Below are 18864 nucleotides of genomic sequence, written 5' to 3' on the forward strand. Positions count from 1 at the left end.
CGCTAGTTCGACGCTGTACAAAGGGATTCTTTCGAAGCTCGACCGGACAATTTGCGCCAGCCTACCGAAAGGATGCGGGGGGCGACAGCCGTCCTTTCAGCCGACCTCGACCAGGATCAGCGAGACATTGTCCGGCGCGCCGCGCTCGAGCGCGAGGGCGAGCATGGCGTCGCACGCCTCCTCGATCGACGACATTCCCGCCATGCGCGCCAGTTCGCCCGCTGTCGCCAGCCGGGTCAGGCCATCGGTCGCCAGCAGGAAGCGATCGCCGCTGCGAACCTCGACGCTGACGGTGTCGACGGCGAATTTATCCGATACGCCGATTGCACGGGTGATGACGTTGGCGTTAGGATGACTCTCGGCCTCCTCGGCGGCGATCAGCCCGCCGTCGACCAGCTGCTGGACCAGGCTGTGATCGTGGCTGATCTGGTCGATATTTCCCCCCCGCCGCCGATACACCCTGCTGTCCCCGACCCAGAAGCATCGTGCCTCGTCGCGGGCGATGGCGACACCGGCGAGCGTCGACCCGATCACGCGCTCCTCGCCGCCGCCGGCGAGCGCGATGAGGTCGCGGTTGGCGCGCATGAGGGCGGTGCGGATCGCGTCCATCAGGTCGTCGAGACGATAGGAGGTCGGTAGCGTGCGCAGCGCGTCGAGCGCCCGCGCGCTCGCGACTTCGCCGGCGTCGTGACCGCCCATTCCGTCGGCGACCGCCCAGTAGCCACGGCCCGGGCAGGACAGGATGCCGTCCTCGTTGAGCTTGCGTCGCAGCCCGACATGCGTCCGGGCGGCGGTGTCGAACCTGGCCACGACCGTCGATCCCCTGTCTCGCTCGAGTGTCGTCGGCCGGCCCCGTCAAAGGGCATAGGCCGATTGGTTAACTTCGCGTATACGCCAGGATTAACAAAAGGGGGAGTCGGGGGTGAGCAAGGCTTACAGCAACAAGGCGCTTCCGGCGGGCACGGTCATCCGCGAATGGCGGCTGGAGGAAGTGCTCGGCGTCGGCGGGTTCGGGATCGTCTACAAAGGACGCGGCATTTATTTCGGCGAGCTCGTCGCCATCAAGGAATATTTCCCCTCGTCGATCGCCGACCGTGACGCCGAGGCGACGGTCGTCCCGATCGGATCCGACGTCGAGGAAGTTCACGCGCTCGGGCTCAAGAAGTTCGTCGAAGAAGCCAAGCTGCTGTGGAATCTCTCTACCCCTTCGCGCCACCCCAACATCGTCAGCGTCCGCGCGCTGTTCGAGGTGCACGGCACCGCCTACATGGTGATGGATTTCGAGGACGGGGTATCGCTGTCCAAGCTGCTTCGCGACGGCCGGCGGTTCAACGAACGAAGCCTGTGGGGCATTTTCCAGCCGATCGCCGAAGGGCTGGCACGCGCCCACCGGGTCGGGGTGCTCCACCGCGACATCAAGCCGCCCAACGTCCTGATAAACGAGGACGGGCGCCCGGTGCTGATCGATTTCGGCTCGGCGCGGTTCGAGGCGGCGGAAGCGACCAGCACCTCGGTCACCTTTCACACCCCGCCCTACGCGGCGATCGAACAATATGTGAAAACCTACGAGCAGGGGCCGTGGACCGACATTTACGCGCTCGCCGTGATGCTCCACGAATGCGTGACCGGGGAAAAGCCGCCCGAGGTTCTCGAACGGCTTCATGGCGGGCTGGGCAAGCCGCTCGCCGAGGGACATTGGCCTGGCTACAGCCCGCAATTCCTGGCCGCGGTCGATGCCGGGATGACGATCAAGCCGGCCGAACGGCCGCAATCGATCAGCGAATGGCTGCCGATGTTCGGGAAGCGGGAAACGGTACCAGCGGTCGACGAGGGCGATGCGCCGACTCGTTTTTTCGCGCACGAGGTCGAGGCGGCCGAGATCGTCCCGGTCGCGCTGCCCGCCGACGGGCCGGAGGAGGTCGCGACTCCGCCGACGCAGGTCCCCGCCTCGCCGGCCGACGCCGAGTTCAAGCGGGCGGGGCAGGACACGGTCGCGGGCCGCAAGTTGGCGCCCGAGGCGATCGTGCCGGTCGAGGGCGATGCCGAGGCGAGCGCCCCGCTGCCTCCCGAGCCCGAACCGGTCGCTTCGACCGACACCGCGCCACCGAAGTCGAAACCGGCGGCGGCAACGACGCCGAGCGCGGCTTCCGCCAAGCCCGGCTTCCTCGCCACGCGCCCCGGCCAGCTGGCGCTCGGCGCGGCGGCCGTCGTGCTGGCGGGGGTTAGCGGTGCCTATTTCGTCGGCCATCGCGGCCAGGCCGGCGGCGGCGCCGCCGTGAGCAACATCGCGATCAGCGACGCGGCGATCCCCTCATCGTCCCCGACCGACGTCGCGGCGGTAGCCAAGGGCGAGCAGGCACTGATCGGCGAGGCGCAGGCGGCGAACGCCCCGGAAGCGGCGGTCGCCGCGCTCCAGGCGGCGAGCGCCGAGATCGATCGCCAGGTCGCCGCTGCCCAGCGGCTGGCCGGACAGCCGGCGAAAGCCGACGCCCTCGCCCAACAGACCGAAGCGATTTCAAACGCGGCGATCGCCGCCAACCTCGCCTTCGCCAAGGCACTCGCCGACAATGCCGACACAAGCGCGCAGCGGCAGCGGATTGCCGTTCCCGCCAGCGATCCGTCGGTCCAGGCGATGAAGGCGTCGCTTGCCCAGCTCCGCGCTGCGGCCGTTCCGGCAACCGCGCCGACCGACCCGGCCGCCTCGCTTACGATTGCCCGCGACGCGCTGGCGAAAAGCGGCGCGGCGGGGACCGCGATCGCGACGGCCGCGCGCGCCAAGCCCGGCAAGCCCGACGCCGTCGAAATCGCCGCCGCCAAGCCGGGACAGCCGCGCACGCCGAAGACCGAGCCGGTCAAGGCGAGCGCGATCAGCAACGGCCAGGTCAGCGATGTCGTCGCCTCGTCTGCGCCGGGGTCGCGGATCGAACAGATGGACGCGATCGTGAATAGCGGACGTGCTGCCGCGCGGCAGATCTTCGCGCTCGGCAGGGCGAGCGGGGCCAGCCCGCAGGCGAAGGCGAACGTCGATCTCGCCAAGAGCTACGACAATTATCTCGCTCGCTCGGGCTCGTCGATCCGCGGTGCGAAGAGCGACGCCGAGGCGCAGGCGCTGATCAAGCAGGCCAACCTCGCGCGCAACTATCTGGTATTCCTGCTCCACAAGTCGAAGCCGTAAGGAGCGTCAGTGCGCGGTCGCGCGGACCCCGGGGTTGTCGCTTGTCGTGCTGGTAAGGGGTTCGATTGCGGCAGGGTCGTCGGCTCCGACGACCTCGTAGCGAAACGCCGCGCCGCCGATCCGGAGCAGGGCGCCGGGCGCAAGCGGCGCGCTTCCCTTGACTCGCTTGCCGTCGACGAAGCTGCCGTTGGTCGAATTGAGATCGGACACGCACAGCTTGCCCCCGACGAAGTCGACCCGGCAGTGCGCGCGTGACACGCCCGGCGCGTCGACCAGCACGTCGGCCGGCGGCGAGCGGCCGATCAACAGGCCTGCGGGCGGCACCACGTGGCGCGTCTGGTGACCGTCGAGGTCGAGCTGGATCATGACGTGGAACGCCGCCGCGCGCTCGCGTCGACGATAGTCGTCGGACCGCTGGAAAAAGCGCGTCGCTTCCTCTTCCTCGGGCGTCGGCTTGCTGAGGTCATGGTCGCTGCCGAGCGACGAGACGGTGGCGATCAGCGCGTCGACCTTTCGCGCCACCTCATTGACCGGGGCGGGCGAGGCGGCCGCCTCAACCGCGCCGCCGGCCGGGTCGACCAGCCGCCGGATGTCCTCGATCAGCGCGCGCCATTCGGCCTCGCCGGTATCGCCGGCCCATTCGCTGAGGTCGGTGGTCTGGGTCAGCTCGAAGATGATCGGCAGCGAACAGGCCGCGATCTTCACCGGCACCAGCTTCTCCAGCCGGTCGGCGAGGTTGGCCTCTGCGCGCACCCAGCGCGAGGCGACCGATCGCGGCGACCAGAGCACGACCACCGCCTTTGCCGCGCGAAGTTCGCGCTCGATCACCTCGTCGAACGTCTGGCCGGGGCGGAGCACCGCGTCCCACCAGACGCTCAGCCCTTCCTTCGCGAAGCAGTCGGCGAAATGACGCGCGGCGGCGCGCTCCTCGCGGCTGTACGAGATGAAGATGTCGTGCCCGACCACTGGCTCGTTTCCCCCCACAGGCACCGCCGCGTTCCTCTCCCGCGCGGCGGACCATGATTTCGCGGCTGTCAGGCTGAAGAATCGACTCGCCTTAACATGGATTATTCTCCCTTAACCGCCGCGAAGAGTCGAGAGCCGCCGGCCGGGCAGTCCCGGAACGGGTCGGGGCCATGCTGGGCGGTTAGGCGGTCGCCGGCTGCGGACGGTCCGCGACCAGGCGGTAGAGCGTGCGCATCCCGTAATTCTTGGCGAGGTCCATCTTGCCGACCAGCTCGAAATGATAGGCGTCGCTCGCCACCCCGCTCAGCGCGGCGAACGGCTGGGTGGCGTAGATCGCGCCGACCGGGACCCGCGGCTCGATCCGCGCGGCGACGGTGACCTCGGTGCCGTAGAAGGTCGGACCGCGCTGGACCGCGTCGAAATGCTCGAAGATTGGCCCGTGGTGGAGGCTGATCCGCATCCCCCCGTCGGCGGGAAGCCCGATCCGCGCCAGCGTTTCGGTGTCGAGCGCCGCCTGGATCTCGAGCGCTAGCGCCGCCGCCTCGGCCGGGCCGCGGACGACGACGTAGATCGCATCGCCCCAGCTGTTCCGGCACAACACGTCGGCCTCGTGTCGGTCGAGCACGCGCGCCAGCCGCGCCATGACGACCTCGAGGAAGCGCGACAGATTGTCCTCGTCGAGCGTCGAGAATCCGGCGAAATCGGCGAACAGGATCGACCGCAGCTGCCAGTTGACGCTCGCCTCTTGGCGCGGGGCGGCGAGCGCGCGGGCGAGCGGCGGGCGTTCGCGCGGGACCGGGACGATCCGCGTCTCGCCTCCCTGCCGCGCCCACTCGGCACAATCGGCGGCGGTGCCGGCGGGGCCGCGCGGCGGCGAGCCGTCCCACACTGCGAGCTGGAAGATCCGCGCGTACATGACGGCTGCGCGCAGCCGGGCGAGGCCCATCACCAGCTGCGAGCAATAAGCGAACTGCTCGTCGTCGTGGACGCTGCGCATCTGCGTCGCCAGCGTCACCGTCTCGGCGGCGGCCTTCACCGCCTGGTAGCGCTCGACCCAGTCGCCGCCCCCGACCGCGACCGACTCGCGCAGGAAATCCTCTTCGGCGAACGGCAGGACGACATGCACCTCGCCGCCGCGTGCGAGCAGCGCCTCGGCCACCATTATGTCGCCGCCGCAGGCAAGCGCGCCATAGCCGATGGTCGCGCCGGTCCCGTCGAGCACCGCGGCGATCCCCGCGGCGACCGCCGCTTCACCGCTCCACCCGGCGGCGAGCATGTGGCCGCAGAAGTGGAGCAGCGGGGCGGGGCGGATCGCGTCGCGAAGCGCGCCGGCCTGGCCCGCGTCGCCGAGCCGGTCGGCGATCAGCCCGACCTGGCGGCAGGTCGAGGCCATCATCCCGGGGTTCGCATCGGCCCGCGCCCGCGCCGCGTGGAGCAGGTCGATCGCCCGCTCGACCTCGCCGCGCACCAGCGCCGCCTCCGCCGCCGAGGCCGCCGCATAATAGCTTTGGGGATCGCGGATGTCGGCTCGCTCGCCGACCGCCGACGCAATCAACGCGGCGCGCTTCCGGTCGCCGGCGAGAAAGGCGGTGGTCGCGGCGTTGATCGCCGAGAAATAGCCGTCGGACAGCGCGTTGGCCTGCGAATAGGCGTCGCTCGCCTCGCGGAACAGCGCGGCCTGCGCTTCGCTCTCGGCGCGGATCGCGAGGTCCTTGAGGATCCGACCCTTGAGCGCGACCGCGTCCTCGCCGCCGATCGCCTCGACCCGGTTCCGCTCGTAAAGACGGCGCGCCGCGAGCGGCTCGCCGAGCCGCGCCATTGCCAGCGCCTGGAGATAGCGAGCCTCGGGGTCGTCGGGGTCGATGCGCAGCGCCTCGCGGCTGGTTTCGAACAGCGCGAACATGTCGCCCGCGCGCAAGGCATGCGCGAGCTTGAGGCGGACCCTCTCGTCGATCGATTCCATCGGCTTATGCCCCCGACGCAAGCATAGCGGCCGAGCGCGCCCCGCGCCAGCTTCCGTCGCGGTCGGAAAAGAGGGTCGCCCGACGGCGCCTAGCGCGCGGCGGCCATCGCCCGGTCCTGCCGTCCGGCGACCAGATACGCATCGACTGCCGCGGCGCATTCGCGGCCTTCGCGAATCGCCCAGACGACCAGCGACTGGCCGCGCCGCATGTCGCCGCAGGCGAACACGGCATCGCGGCTGGTGCGATAATCGTCGACCGACGCCTTGGCATTGCCCGCGGGAGTGAGCTCGATTGCCGCCTGTTCGAGCAGCCCCGCGCCGGGCGAGCCGGTGAAGCCCATTGCGAGCAGGACGAGGTCGGCGCGAAGCTCGAACGCCGTGTCGGGCGCGGGCTGGAATCCCTCGCCGACCCGCGCGCATTGCAGCGCCCGGACGCGGCCATTCTCGCCGGTCAGCGCGGTGGTCATCACCGCGAAATCGCGCGCCGCGCCTTCCTCCTGCGACGAGGATGTGCGCAGCTTCAACGGCCAGTGCGGCCAGCTCAGTGCCTTGTTCTCGCGCGCCGGCGGCTCGGGCATGATCTCGAGCTGGGTGACCGACGCCGCGCCCTGGCGGATCGAGGTGCCGATGCAGTCGGAGCCGGTATCGCCCCCGCCGATCACCACGACATGCTTGCCGTGCGCGCTGATCGGGCGATCGCCTTCCTCGTCGCCCGCGTTGCGGCGGTTCTGCTGGCCGAGGAAGTCCATCGCGAAGTGAACGCCGTCGAGCTCGCGCCCCGGCACCGCGAGGTCGCGCGGGAGCTCGGCCCCGCCGGCCAGCACCAGCACGTGGTAATCGTCGAGCAGCCGGTCGACCGACACGTCGACGCCGATGTTCATGCTGGTGCGGAAGATGACGCCTTCGGCCTCCATCTGCCGGACGCGGCGATCGATGATCGCCTTGTCGAGCTTGAAGTCGGGGATGCCGTAGCGCAGCAGCCCGCCGATCCGGTCGGCCTTTTCGAACACCGTCGGCGAATGGCCCATCCGCGCCAATTGCTGTGCGCAGGCGAGCCCCGCGGGGCCCGAGCCGACGATCGCGATCCGCTTGCCGCTGCCGCGTGGCGCGAGCCGGTTGCCGACCCAGCCCTCGCCCCAGGCGCGGTCGGCGATCGCCGCCTCGATCGACTTGATCGTGACCGGCGCGTCGCCGATGTTGAGCGTGCACGCCGCCTCGCACGGGGCGGGGCAGATGCGGCCGGTGATCTCGGGGAAATTGTTGGTCTCGTGAAGTCGTTCGCTGGCGGCCTTCCACTCCTGGTTCGACACGAGGTCGTTCCAGTCGGGGATCAGGTTGTTCACCGGGCAGCCCGAATGGCAGAACGGAATTCCACAATCCATGCAGCGGCTCGCCTGTTCGGCGACCGCCTCGGGGCCCGGATCGACCACGAATTCGCGCCAGTGGCTGGTGCGCTCGGCGACCGGCGCGTAGGCGCGGTCCTTGCGGTCGATCTCGATGAAGCCGGTCGGTCGTCCCATCTCTACTACTCCGCGGCCACGGCGTCGGCGCCGGGTTCGAGGTCGATCAGCGCCCGCCGGAAATCGTTGGGCATCACCTTCACGAACTGCCGGAGCGCGTTCGGCCAGTCGGCGAGCAGCGCGGCGGCCTTGGCGCTGCCGGTCGCGGCGTGGTGCCGCTCGAGCAGGATGCGCACCCGCTCGGCGTCGAAGCGCAGCAAATTGCCCATGCCGCTATCGCTCACCGAGCGCGCGCGCGGCTCGGGCCCGTCGTCGCCCCACGAGCTTCCCGCCGGGGCGAGCGGCTCGATCGTCACGCTGTCGCGGTTGCACTGCCGTTCGAACGCGCCGTCGGCGTCGAGAATGTAAGCGATCCCGCCTGACATCCCCGCGGCGAAATTGCGCCCGACCGGGCCGAGCACCACGACCACCCCGCCGGTCATATATTCGCAGCCATGGTCGCCCGCGCCCTCGACCACCGCGACCGCGCCCGAGTTGCGCACCGCGAAGCGCTCGCCCGCGACGCCTTCGAAATAGGCCTCGCCCGCGATCGCGCCGTAGAGCACAGTGTTGCCGACGATAATGTTGGCGCCGGGGTCGCGACCGGTCCCGGCCGGCGGGCGGATGACGAGGCGACCGCCCGACAGCCCCTTGCCGACATAGTCGTTGCCGTCGCCGATCAGCTCGAGCGAGACGCCGTGCGCGAGGAAGGCGCCGAAGCTCTGCCCCGCGGTCCCGGTCAGGCGGATCGTGATCGTCCCGGCGGGCAATCCCTCGTGCCCGAAGCGGCGCGCGACCTCGCCCGACAGCATCGTTCCGACGCTGCGGTCGACGTTGCCGACGGGGCGTTCGATCACGACCGCCTCGCGCCGGTCGAGCGCGGCGGCGGCATCGGCGATCAGCCGCCGGTCGAGCAAGTGGTCGAGGCCGTGGTCCTGCGCGCCGACGTGGCGGCGGCTCGGGTCGGCGACCGCGTCGGGACGGTGGAGCAGCCGCGACAGGTCGAGCCCGTGCGCCTTCCAATGGTCGATCGCCGCCGCCGGCTCGATCATCTCGCTGCGCCCAGTCATCTCGGCGAGCGTGCGGACCCCGAGGCTCGCCATGAGCGCGCGAAGCTCCTCGGCGACAAAGAAGAAATAGTTGATGACATGCTCGGGGGTGCCGGTGAACCGCGCGCGAAGCACCGGGTCCTGCGTCGCGACCCCGACCGGGCAGGTGTTGAGGTGGCACTTGCGCATCATGATGCAGCCCGCGGCGATCAGCGGGGCGGTGGCGAAGCCGAACTCGTCGGCGCCGAGCAGCGCGGCGATCGCCACGTCGCGACCGGTGCGAAGCCCGCCGTCGGCCTGCACCGCGATCCGCCCGCGCAGCCCGTTGAGCTGGAGCGTCTGTTGGGTCTCGGCGAGCCCGATCTCCCACGGCAACCCGGCGTGGGTCAGCGAGGTCAGCGGCGAGGCGCCGGTGCCGCCGTCGTAGCCCGAAATGGTGACATGGTCGGCGCGCGCCTTGGCGACCCCGGCGGCGACCGTGCCGACCCCGACTTCGGACACCAGCTTGACCGACACCCGCGCCGCCTCGTTGACGTTCTTCAGGTCGAAGATCAGCTGCGCGAGGTCCTCGATCGAATAGATGTCGTGGTGCGGCGGGGGTGAGATCAGCCCGACCCCCGGGGTCGAATGGCGGACCGCGGCGATATGCTTGTCGACCTTGTGCCCGGGCAGCTGGCCGCCCTCGCCGGGCTTGGCGCCCTGCGCGATCTTGATCTGAATCTCGTCGGCGTTGACCAGATAGTCGGCGGTGACCCCGAACCGGCCCGACGCGACCTGCTTGATCTTCGAGCGCATCGAATCGCCGTTGGGCAGCGGCACGAAACGATCGCGCTCCTCGCCGCCCTCGCCGGTGTTCGACTTGCCGCCGATCCGGTTCATCGCGATCGCCAGCGTGGTGTGCGCCTCGCGGCTGATCGAGCCGAAGCTCATCGCCCCGGTCGCGAATTTTTTGACGATCTCGCTCGCCGGTTCGACCTCGTCGAGCGGAACCGCGGGACCGGCGGGCTTGAAGTCGAGCAGCCCGCGGATGGTCAGCAATCGCCGGTTCTGCTCGTTGATCGCCGCCGCGAACGCGCGATACTTGTCGGGCAGGTTGCCGCGCACCGCGTGCTGCAGGTCGGCGACGCTGGCTGGCGACCAGGCGTGCGCCTCGCCCCCGACGCGCCATGCATAGACGCCGCCGACCGCGACGTCGGGGCGCGGGCCGGCATAGGCGCGCTGGTGGCGGCGGCAGCTCTCGGCGGCGATCTCGTCGAGTCCGGCGCCTTCGATCATCGTCGCGGTGCCGGTGAAATATTGGTCGACCAGCGCCGACGACAGGCCGACCGCGTCGAAAATCTGCGCCCCGCAATAGGATTGGAAGGTCGAGATGCCCATCTTGGACATCACCTTCAGCATCCCCTTGCCGACCGCCTTGACGTAATTGGCGCGCGCCTTTTCGGCGGGCAGCCGGATTTCGCCAGCGGCGCGAAGCGCCTCGATCGTCTCGAACGCCAGATAGGGGTTGATCGCCTCGGCGCCGTAACCCGCGAGCACGCAGAAATGGTGGACCTCGCGCGCCTCGCCGGTCTCGACCACCAGCCCGGTCTGCATCCTCAGCCCCTGGCGGATCAGGTGATGGTGGACCGCCGCGGTGGCCAGCGCGGCGGGGATCGGCAACCGGTCCTTGCCGACCGCGCGGTCGGAGATGACGAGCAGGTTGATGTCGGCCAGCACCGCCTCGGTCGCTTCCCAGCACAGCCGCTTCAAGGCCGCTTCGAGCGCCTTGCCGGTCCCACCCGCCCAGGTCGCGTCGAGCGTCATCGTGCGGAATGCGCCGTCGAGCATGTCGTGGATGTCGCGCACCTTGGCGAGTTCGTCGTCGGTCAGGATCGGCTGCGACACTTCGAGCCGCTTGTGCGTCCCGGCGTGGTGGCCGAGCAGGTTCGGGCGCGGGCCGATCATCGACACCAGGCTCATCACCATCGCCTCGCGGATCGGGTCGATCGGCGGATTGGTGACCTGCGCGAAGTTCTGCTTGAAATAGTCGTAGAGCAGCCGCGGCCGGTCCGACAGCACCGCCAGCGGCGTGTCGGTCCCCATCGACCCGACCGGGTCGTCGCCGTTGCTGCCCATCGGTGCGAGGAAGAATTTGAGGTCCTCGTCGGTATAGCCGAATGCCTGCTGGACGCGGGTCCGCTCGGCCTCCTCGCGCGGCGCGGGCGACGCGCCCTCGGCGGGCGGCAGCTCCTCGAGCTTGTACTGGGTCTGCTGGAGCCAGTCGGCATAGGGATATTCGGCCGACAGCGCCGCCTTGATCTCGCCATCCTCGACGATCCGCCCCTGTTCGAGGTCGATCAGCAGCATCTTGCCCGGCTGGAGCCGCCACTTGCGGACAATATTTTCCTCGGCGACCGGGAGCGTCCCGCTTTCAGAAGCCATGATGACCCGGTCGTCGTCGGTCACGCAGAAGCGCGCGGGACGCAATCCGTTGCGGTCGAGCGTCGCGCCGATCTGCCGCCCGTCGGTGAAGGCGATCGCCGCCGGCCCGTCCCACGGCTCCATCAGCGCGGCATGATATTCGTAAAAGGCGCGCCGCGCCGGGTCCATGTGCGCGTCGCCGGCCCACGCCTCGGGGATCAGCAGCATCATCGCGTGGGCGAGCGAATAGCCCCCCGCGACGAGCAGCTCGAGCGCATTGTCGAGACAGGCGGTGTCCGACTGGCCGTGCGGGATCAGCGGCCACATCTTGTCGAGGTCGGCCCCGAGCAAGGGCGATTCGAGCGTCCGGCGCCGCGCGTTCATCCAGTTGACGTTGCCGCGCACCGTGTTGATCTCGCCGTTGTGGGCGATGAACCGGTAGGGGTGCGCCAACCGCCAGCTCGGAAAGGTGTTGGTCGAGAAACGCTGGTGGATCAGCGCCAGCGCCGAGACGGTGCGCGGATCGGTCAGGTCCTTGTAGAAGCTGCCGACCTGGTTGGCGAGCAGCAGCCCCTTGTAGACCACCGTCCGGCTCGAAAAGGACGGCATGTAGAAATCGGTCAGCCCGGGCAGGTTACGCTCGTCGGCGAGCCGGGCGAGCGGGTTCTGGGTCTGCTTGCGGATCGCCAGCAGCTTGCGCTCGAAGGCGTCTTGGTCGGCGACGCGCGGGCCGCGCGCGACGATCGCCTGGCGGATCACCGGCATCGAATCGAGCACCGCCTGACCGAGCCCCGTCGTGTCGACCGGGACGTCGCGCCAGCCGAGCATGATCTGCCCCTCGACCGTCACGAACCGCTCGAGCCGCTGGACCGCCGCGTGGCGCGCCTCGCGCTCCTGCGGAAGGAAGCACATCGCACCCGCGTAATCGCCCTCGGGGGGCAGGTTGATCGCCTTGTCGCGCGCCCAGTCGCGAAGCAGCGCGTCGGGGAGCTGGATCAGGCAGCCCGCGCCGTCGCCGACCAGCGGGTCGGCACCCTTGGCGCCGCGATGGTCGAGGTTGGCGAGCATCGCGAGCCCGTCGGCGATGATCGCGTTCGACTTCTCGCCCCTGATGTTGGCGACGAAGCCGACCCCGCACGAATCATGTTCGTTGGCCGGATCGTAGAGGCCCTGGGCAAGGGGCGCCGGTCGATGCGTCAAATTCCAACCCTTTGTTCGTAGGCGGCGATCTGGGGCTCGCGAATCAGCGTCAGCGCGATTTCGTCGAGCCCCCCGATCAGGCATTCACGACGGAACGGGTCCAGCGTGAAGGTGAAAATTTCGCCCGCCGAGGTGCGGACGGTCATCGTCTCGAGATCGACCACGACGCTCTGGTTGTGCCCGGCCTCGAGCAACGTCTCGACCGCGCTCCGACCGAGCGTCACGGTCGCGATCCCGTTCTTGAAGGCGTTCCCCGCGAAGATGTCGGAAAAGCCGGTGGCGATGACCGCCTCGATCCCCATGTCCTTCAGCGCCCAGGCGGCATGCTCGCGGCTCGACCCGCAGCCAAAATTGTCGAGCGCGACGATGATCTTGGCGCCCCTGGTGGCGGGATCGTCGAACGGGTTGCCCGGCCGCGAACGCAGCGCCTCGAACGCGTGCGCGCCGAGCCCGGCGCGCGCGACCGTCTTGAGATGCGCGGCGGGGATGATGAGGTCGGTGTCGATATTGTCGATCGGCAGCGGCAGGACCCGGCCCTCGACCCGGCGGAGCGGGGTCATGCGGCCAGCTCCCCGCTGTCGCCGACGAGGTCGCGAACGTCGGTCAGCCGGCCGGTCACCGCCGCCGCCGCCGCCATCGCCGGGCTCATCAGGTGGGTCCGCGCGCCGGGCCCCTGGCGACCGACGAAGTTGCGGTTCGAGGTCGATGCGCAGCGCTCGCCCGCGGGGACCTTGTCGGGGTTCATCGCGAGACACATCGAACAGCCGGGCGAGCGCCATTCGAACCCGGCCTCGGTGAAGATCCGGTCGAGCCCCTCGCGCTCGGCCTGCCGCTTGACCAGCCCCGACCCGGGAACGACCAGCGCCTGTTTCACTCGTTCGTCGCGGCGGCGGCCGCGGACCACCGCGGCGGCGGCGCGCAAATCCTCGATCCGGCTGTTGGTGCAGCTGCCGATGAACACCCGGTCGATGCCAATGTCCTGGATCGCCTGCCCGGGTTCGAGCCCCATGTAGGCGAGCGCGCGCTGCGCCGCCTGCCGCTTGCCGGGGTCGGTCATCCCGTCGGGGAAGGGGACCGACCCGGTGACCGGCGCCGATTCGTCGGGCGAGGTTCCCCAGGTGACGGTCGGCGCGACCTCGCTCGCGGCGAGCCGCACGCTTCTGTCGAACCGCGCGCCAGGGTCGGTGGCGAGGCCGCGCCAGCGCTCGGTCGCCTGCTCCCACGCCGCGCCGGCAGGCGCCAGCGGGCGGCCGTGGAGATAGGCGAAGGTCTTGTCGTCGGGGGCGAACAGCCCCGACCGCGCGCCCGCCTCGATCGACATGTTGGCGACGGTCAGCCGCCCCTCGACGCTCATCGCCTCGAACGTGTCGCCGCGATATTCGATGACGTGGCCCGCGCCGCCGCCGACGCCGAGCCGGGCGATGATCGCGAGGATCAGGTCCTTGGGCGTGACCCCGAAGCCGAGCGCGCCGTCGACCCGCACTTCGAGCGTTCGCGACGGCTTCATCCACAGTGTCTGGGTCGCCAGCACATGCTCGACCTCGCTAGTGCCGATGCCGAAGGCGAGCGCGCCGAGCGCGCCGTGCGCGGCGGTGTGGCTGTCGCCGCACACCAGCGTCGTGCCCGGCAGGGTGAACCCCTGCTCGGGCCCGACGACGTGGACGATGCCCTGTTCGGGGGCGAGCAGGTCGATGTGCGGGACCTCGAATTCTCGGACGTTGGCGTCGAGCGCGGAGAGCTGCGCGCGGCTCGCCGGGTCGTCGAGGACGATCGTCCCGTCGGCGGCACGGGTGGTCGGCACATTATGGTCGGCGACCGCGAGCGTGAGGTCGGGACGGCGCACCCGCCGACCCGCCGCGCGAAGCCCTTCGAACGCCTGCGGCGAAGTGACTTCGTGGACCAGGTGACGATCGATGTAGATCAGGCAATGGCCGTCGTCGCGCCGCTCGACCACGTGCGCGTCCCAGATCTTCTGGTAGAGAGTGCGGGGCAGCGCGCTCATCCGCAGCATCCGCGGTTCATCGCGATCAACTCGCGGTGCGCGGTCATCCGCCCGGCGCCGGCGCGCAGATTCTCGCGCACCCGGGCGCCGAAGCCCGAGCAGCTCGCTTCGCCGCCGAGGTCGCGGGTCCGGCATCCTTCGAGCAGCGTATATTCGAGCGCCGAGGTCAGCGCCTGCGCCGCATCGCCGAAGCCCAGCCGATCGAGCATCATCGCCGCGCTGGCGAGCGTGCCGGCGGGGTTGGCAATGTCCATCCCGGCGATCTGCGGGGCCGAGCCGTGGATCGGCTCGAACATGCCCGGTCCCTCGCTGCCGACGCTCGCCGAGCCGAGCAGCCCGATCGACCCGCCGATCACCGACAGCTCGTCCGACAATATGTCGCCGAACAGGTTTTCGGTCAGGATCACGTCGAACTGGCGCGGCCCGGTGACCAGCGCCATGGCGCAGGCGTCGACATACATATGGTCGAGCGCGACGTCGGGATAATGCGCCGCGACCTCGATCACCGTCTGCCGCCACAGTCGCGAGGTCGCGAGGACGTTGGCCTTGTCGACCGAGGTCAGCTTGCCGCGCCGCTCGCGCGCCGCCTGGAACGCGACATGCGCGATCCGCTCGATCTCGCCGCGGCTATATTCGCACAGGTCGGAGGCCGAATTGGCGTCCGACCGGCGCGCGCCGAAATAGATTCCGCCGGTCAGCTCGCGCACCACCAGCACGTCGGCGCCATGGGCGATATCGGCGCGCAGCGGGGAGAAATGCGCGAGCCCGTCGAGCAGCTTGGCCGGGCGCAGGTTGGCGAACAGGCCGAGCGCGGCGCGAAGCTCGAGCAGCCCGGTTTCGGGGGTTCGCGCCAGCCCCGCCCACTGCGGGCCGCCGACCGCGCCGAGCAGCACCGCGTCGCCGCGACGGCACGCCGCGAGCGTCTCGGGCGGAAGCGGGTCGCCGTGGCGGTCGATCGCGACCCCGCCGAAGTCGTGGCTGACATATTCGAGCCCGAGGTCGTATTGGACGGACAGCTGTCGGAGGGAAGCGACCGCCTCGGCAATGACCTCGGGCCCGATCCCGTCGCCGGGAAGGATGGTGATCCGCGTCATGCCGCGGCCACCTTCTGCTCGTTGCGCTGGCGAAGCTCGCGAACCGCCTGCGCGTTGCTGACCGCGTCGATATAGGCCGAGACGCAGCACGGCAGGATGTCGCGCGCCCGCGCCCGCCCGGCGAAGATCTCGCCGTCGACCTCGACCGTCATGTCGACCAGCACGCTCGCGCCCTGCCCGTCGGCGGGGGCTTCGTCGCGGTCGGCGGCGATATATTGCATGTCGATGCTGTCGACCCGCGCGTCGACCCCGATCATCTGGCTGACCGCGGCGAACGCGCCGTCGAGCGCGCCCGGCGCGCTGGCGACGTCGGTCACGCGGCCGCGCTCGCCATGTTCGAGCTCGACCCGCGCTACCGGCCACGCGTTGGCCGCGACCGGCGCGCGGATGTCGAGCTTCGACAGCTTCCACAGCGCGCGCGGGCGATGGGTCTTCGCCTCGGACAGCAGCGCGACCAGCCGCGCGGTATCGACGATGCCGATCTCGTCGGCGAGCGCCTTGAAGCTGGCGAACACATGGTCGAGCGTCTCGCCCTCGAGCACGTGGCCGAGCGCCTTGGCCTTGGCTGCCAGCGCGTGCCGCCCGCTGTGCTTGCCAAGCACGATGCCGTCGGTCGACAGGCCGATGTCCTCGGGCTTGATGATCTCGTAGGTCGCGCGGTTCTGCAGCACGCCGTGCTGGTGGATGCCCGATTCGTGCGCGAAGGCGTTGGCGCCGACGATCGACTTGTTGCGCGGGGGCGGGGTGTTGGTGATCTGCGCGAGCGTCCGGCTGGCGGCGATGATCTTGGTGGTGTCGACCCCGGTGGTCGCCTCGTACACCGCGGCGCGGGTGCGCAGCGCCATGACCACGTCCTCGAGCGCGCAATTGCCCGCGCGCTCGCCGATCCCGTTCATCGCGCACTCGACCTGTCGCGCCCCGCCGCGCACCGCCGCCAGCGAATTGGCGACCGCCATGCCGAGGTCGTCGTGGCAGTGGGTCGACAGGATCGTGTCGCCGTTCCGCGCGACGTGCCGGTCGAGATGGCAGAACAGCTCGTAGATTTCCTCGGGCGTGGTGTAGCCGACCGTGTCGGGAACGTTGAGCGTGGTCGCCCCCTCCGCCGCGGCGACGCTCAGCGCTTCGACCAGATAGTCGCGCTCGGTGCGGATCGCGTCCTCGGCGGAGAATTCGATATCCTCGAAATGCTCGCGCGCGAAGGCGACCGAGGCGCGGATCGCCTCGAGCACCTGCTCGCGGCTCATGTGCAGCTTCGCCTCGCGGTGGAGCGGGCTGGTGCCGATGAAGATGTGGCAGCGCTTGCGCGTCGCCGGCGCCAGCGCGCTGGCCGAGGCGAGGATGTCGCCCCGCGTCGCGCGCGACAGCGAGCAGATGATCGGCCCCTCGACCGCTGCGGCGATTTCCATGATCGACTGCGCGTCCTTGGGCGAGGAGGCGGCGAACCCCGCCTCGATCACGTCGACCTTCAGCGCGGCAAGCGCGCGCGCCATCCTCAGCTTGCTCTCGGGCGTCATCGAGAAGCCGGGGGCCTGCTCGCCGTCGCGCAGCGTGGTGTCGAAAATGCGGATCTGGGTCATCGGGGCGATCCTTGGGGTTGCTGGAGGATGGAAACCGAACGGACGTCGACCAGCCGGTCGAGCTGGCGCGCGACGATCTCGACCTGGCGGCTCGAATCGCGCGGCTCGAGTTCGATCGTCATCGCGCCGCCGTCGGCGCGCTCGGCCATGTCGATCGCGCGGACGGCATAGCCGCGCCGCTCGACCGTCCCGAGCACGCGCAGCAGCGCGCCCTCGGCGGGGGTGAAGGCGATGTGGAGCCGCTCGGTCACCAGCGCTTCTCCATCATCTCGACGTTCGAGCTGTTGGGCGGAACGAGCGGCCAGACATTTTCGCGCGGGTCGATGCGGACGTGGCACAGGATCGCCCCGCGGGTGCCGAGCAGCCGCCGGATCGCGCCGTCGACCTGGTCGCGGCGGTCGATGGTGAACGCCTCGATCCCGAAGGCGTGGCCGACCTCGGCGAAATCGGGATTGTCGCTGAGGTCGATCTCCGAGAAATTCTCCTCGAAGAACAGTTCCTGCCACTGGCGCACCATGCCGAGCTGGCTGTTGTCGATCAGCACGATCTTGAGCGGCAGCGAATAGCGCCGGACGGTCGCCAGTTCCTGCACGTTCATCATGAACGACCCGTCGCCCGACACGGTGATGACGGTGGCGTCGGGCTCGGCCAGCAGCGCCCCGACCCCGGCGGGAATGCCATAGCCCATCGTCCCCAGCCCGCCGCTGGTGAGGTGCGCCTGCGGGCGGACGAAGCGGCAGTGCTGCGCGACCCACATCTGGTGCTGGCCGACGTCGCAGGTGAAGATCGCCTTGTCGCCCGCGGCCTCCGACAATTGCTTGAGCAGCGCGGGCGCGTAGATGCCGGCGCCGGGCGCGTCGTAGCGCGGCGCCCACAGGCTCTTCTGCGCGGCGCACTGGCTGGTCCAGCCGTCGCACGCCGGGCGCGCGTCGAGCCGGTCGAGCATTTCGCCAAGATCGCCCGCGATCGCCACCTCGGCGCGGCGCAGCTTGCCGATCTCGGCCGGGTCGGCGTCGAGGTGGATGACCTTGGCATTCGGGGCGAAGCTGGCGAGCTTGCCGGTCGCGCGGTCGTCGAACCGCGCGCCGACGCAGATCAGCAGGTCGCAATTGTCGATCGCGACATTGGCCGCGCGGCTGCCGTGCATCCCGAGCATCCCGAGGAAGCGCGGATCGTCGGTCGGGATTGCGCCGAGCGCCTTCAACGTCGCGACCGCGGGGATGCCGCTTCGGCGCGCGAAGTCGCGAAGCGCGCGTTCGGCCTTTGCAATCGCGACTCCGCCGCCGGCATAGATCACGGGCTGGCGCGCCTCGCCGATCAGCGCGTTGGCCAGCGCGATCGCCGCCTCGGGGGCGGGGTCGATCGTCTCGTCGGGAAGCGCGAACGGCTCGGGCACCGCGGCGAGCACGCCGACGTCCTTCGGCAGGTCGATCAGCACCGGCCCCGGCCGCCCCGAACTCGCGATCCGGAACGCCTCGGCGAAGATGCGCGGGATGTCGGCGGTGCGGCGGACCAGGAAGCTGTGCTTCACGATCGGCAGGGTGATGCCGAAAATGTCGACTTCCTGGAAGGCGTCGGTGCCCATCAGCGGGGAGGCGACCTGCCCGGTGATCGCGACCAGCGGCACGCTGTCGAGAAAGGCGTTGGCGATCCCGGTGACGAGGTTGGTCGCGCCGGGTCCCGAGGTCGCGATGCACACCCCGGGACGCCCGGTGACCCGGCCGTAGGCGTCGGCCGCCAGCGCCGCCGCCTGTTCGTGGCGAACGAGGATATGCTTCAGGCTCGATCCGGTCAGCGCGTCGTAGACCGGCATGATCGCGCCGCCCGGATAGCCGAAGACGTGGGTGACGCCCTCGCGCTCGAGCGCCTCGACCACCAGCCGCGCCCCGCTGACGGGGCCGGGCTCGGCGTCGGGCTGGCGATGGGCGGCGCTGCTCAT

12 protein-coding genes are annotated in these 18864 nt (G+C 70.1%); 1 reads left to right on the forward strand and 11 read right to left on the reverse strand.

Annotation, left to right across the window (positions count from 1 at the left end):
- Nucleotides 1–96: 96 nt before the first annotated feature.
- Complete coding sequence (locus tag ABDK56_RS12145) at nt 97–810, reverse strand: PP2C family protein-serine/threonine phosphatase (RefSeq protein WP_349808548.1); 714 nt, start codon at nt 808–810, stop codon at nt 97–99.
- A 112-nt stretch (nt 811–922) separates the two neighbouring features.
- Between ABDK56_RS12145 and ABDK56_RS12150 the strand changes: the two genes are divergently transcribed.
- Nucleotides 923–3175 carry a serine/threonine protein kinase gene (locus tag ABDK56_RS12150; RefSeq protein WP_349808549.1) on the forward strand — a complete coding sequence of 751 codons (2253 nt, stop codon included), beginning with the start codon at nt 923–925 and terminating at the stop codon, nt 3173–3175.
- A 6-nt stretch (nt 3176–3181) separates the two neighbouring features.
- Here ABDK56_RS12150 and ABDK56_RS12155 read toward each other — a convergent pair whose 3' ends face one another.
- The 10 genes from ABDK56_RS12155 to ilvG form a co-directional block, all read right to left on the reverse strand.
- Complete coding sequence (locus ABDK56_RS12155; RefSeq protein WP_349808550.1) at nt 3182–4165, reverse strand: TIR domain-containing protein; 984 nt, start codon at nt 4163–4165, stop codon at nt 3182–3184.
- A 157-nt stretch (nt 4166–4322) separates the two neighbouring features.
- Nucleotides 4323–6104, reverse strand: a complete 1782-nt coding sequence (locus ABDK56_RS12160) for a tetratricopeptide repeat-containing protein (protein ID WP_349808551.1) — start codon at nt 6102–6104, stop codon at nt 4323–4325.
- 89 nt (nt 6105–6193) lie between these two features.
- Nucleotides 6194–7624 carry a glutamate synthase subunit beta gene (locus ABDK56_RS12165; RefSeq protein ID WP_349808552.1) on the reverse strand — a complete coding sequence of 477 codons (1431 nt, stop codon included), beginning with the start codon at nt 7622–7624 and terminating at the stop codon, nt 6194–6196.
- Nucleotides 7625–7629: 5 nt separating this feature from the next.
- The gene (gene gltB, locus ABDK56_RS12170) at nt 7630–12252 is read right to left on the reverse strand and encodes a glutamate synthase large subunit (RefSeq protein ID WP_349808553.1); all 4623 of its coding nucleotides are present in this window, start codon (nt 12250–12252) and stop codon (nt 7630–7632) included.
- Nucleotides 12249–12812 carry a 3-isopropylmalate dehydratase small subunit gene (gene leuD, locus ABDK56_RS12175; protein WP_349808554.1) on the reverse strand — a complete coding sequence of 188 codons (564 nt, stop codon included), beginning with the start codon at nt 12810–12812 and terminating at the stop codon, nt 12249–12251. Before leuD ends, gltB begins: the two co-directional genes overlap by 4 nt.
- Entirely contained in the window at nt 12809–14254 is a 1446-nt protein-coding gene (gene leuC, locus ABDK56_RS12180; protein WP_349808555.1) for a 3-isopropylmalate dehydratase large subunit, read from the reverse strand. Before leuC ends, leuD begins: the two co-directional genes overlap by 4 nt.
- Nucleotides 14251–15348 carry a 3-isopropylmalate dehydrogenase gene (gene leuB, locus ABDK56_RS12185; RefSeq protein ID WP_349808556.1) on the reverse strand — a complete coding sequence of 366 codons (1098 nt, stop codon included), beginning with the start codon at nt 15346–15348 and terminating at the stop codon, nt 14251–14253. The genes leuC and leuB overlap by 4 nt, the downstream gene beginning before the upstream one ends.
- Nucleotides 15345–16925 carry a 2-isopropylmalate synthase gene (locus tag ABDK56_RS12190; RefSeq protein ID WP_349808557.1) on the reverse strand — a complete coding sequence of 527 codons (1581 nt, stop codon included), beginning with the start codon at nt 16923–16925 and terminating at the stop codon, nt 15345–15347. The genes leuB and ABDK56_RS12190 overlap by 4 nt, the downstream gene beginning before the upstream one ends.
- Nucleotides 16922–17176 carry an ACT domain-containing protein gene (locus tag ABDK56_RS12195; protein WP_349808558.1) on the reverse strand — a complete coding sequence of 85 codons (255 nt, stop codon included), beginning with the start codon at nt 17174–17176 and terminating at the stop codon, nt 16922–16924. Before ABDK56_RS12195 ends, ABDK56_RS12190 begins: the two co-directional genes overlap by 4 nt.
- Nucleotides 17173–18864 carry an acetolactate synthase 2 catalytic subunit gene (gene ilvG / locus ABDK56_RS12200; RefSeq protein ID WP_349808559.1) on the reverse strand — a complete coding sequence of 564 codons (1692 nt, stop codon included), beginning with the start codon at nt 18862–18864 and terminating at the stop codon, nt 17173–17175. The genes ABDK56_RS12195 and ilvG overlap by 4 nt, the downstream gene beginning before the upstream one ends.

This window comes from Sphingomonas sp. ASV193, from assembly GCF_040203355.1.
In the GTDB taxonomy this organism is placed as follows: Bacteria; Pseudomonadota; Alphaproteobacteria; order Sphingomonadales; family Sphingomonadaceae; genus Sphingomicrobium.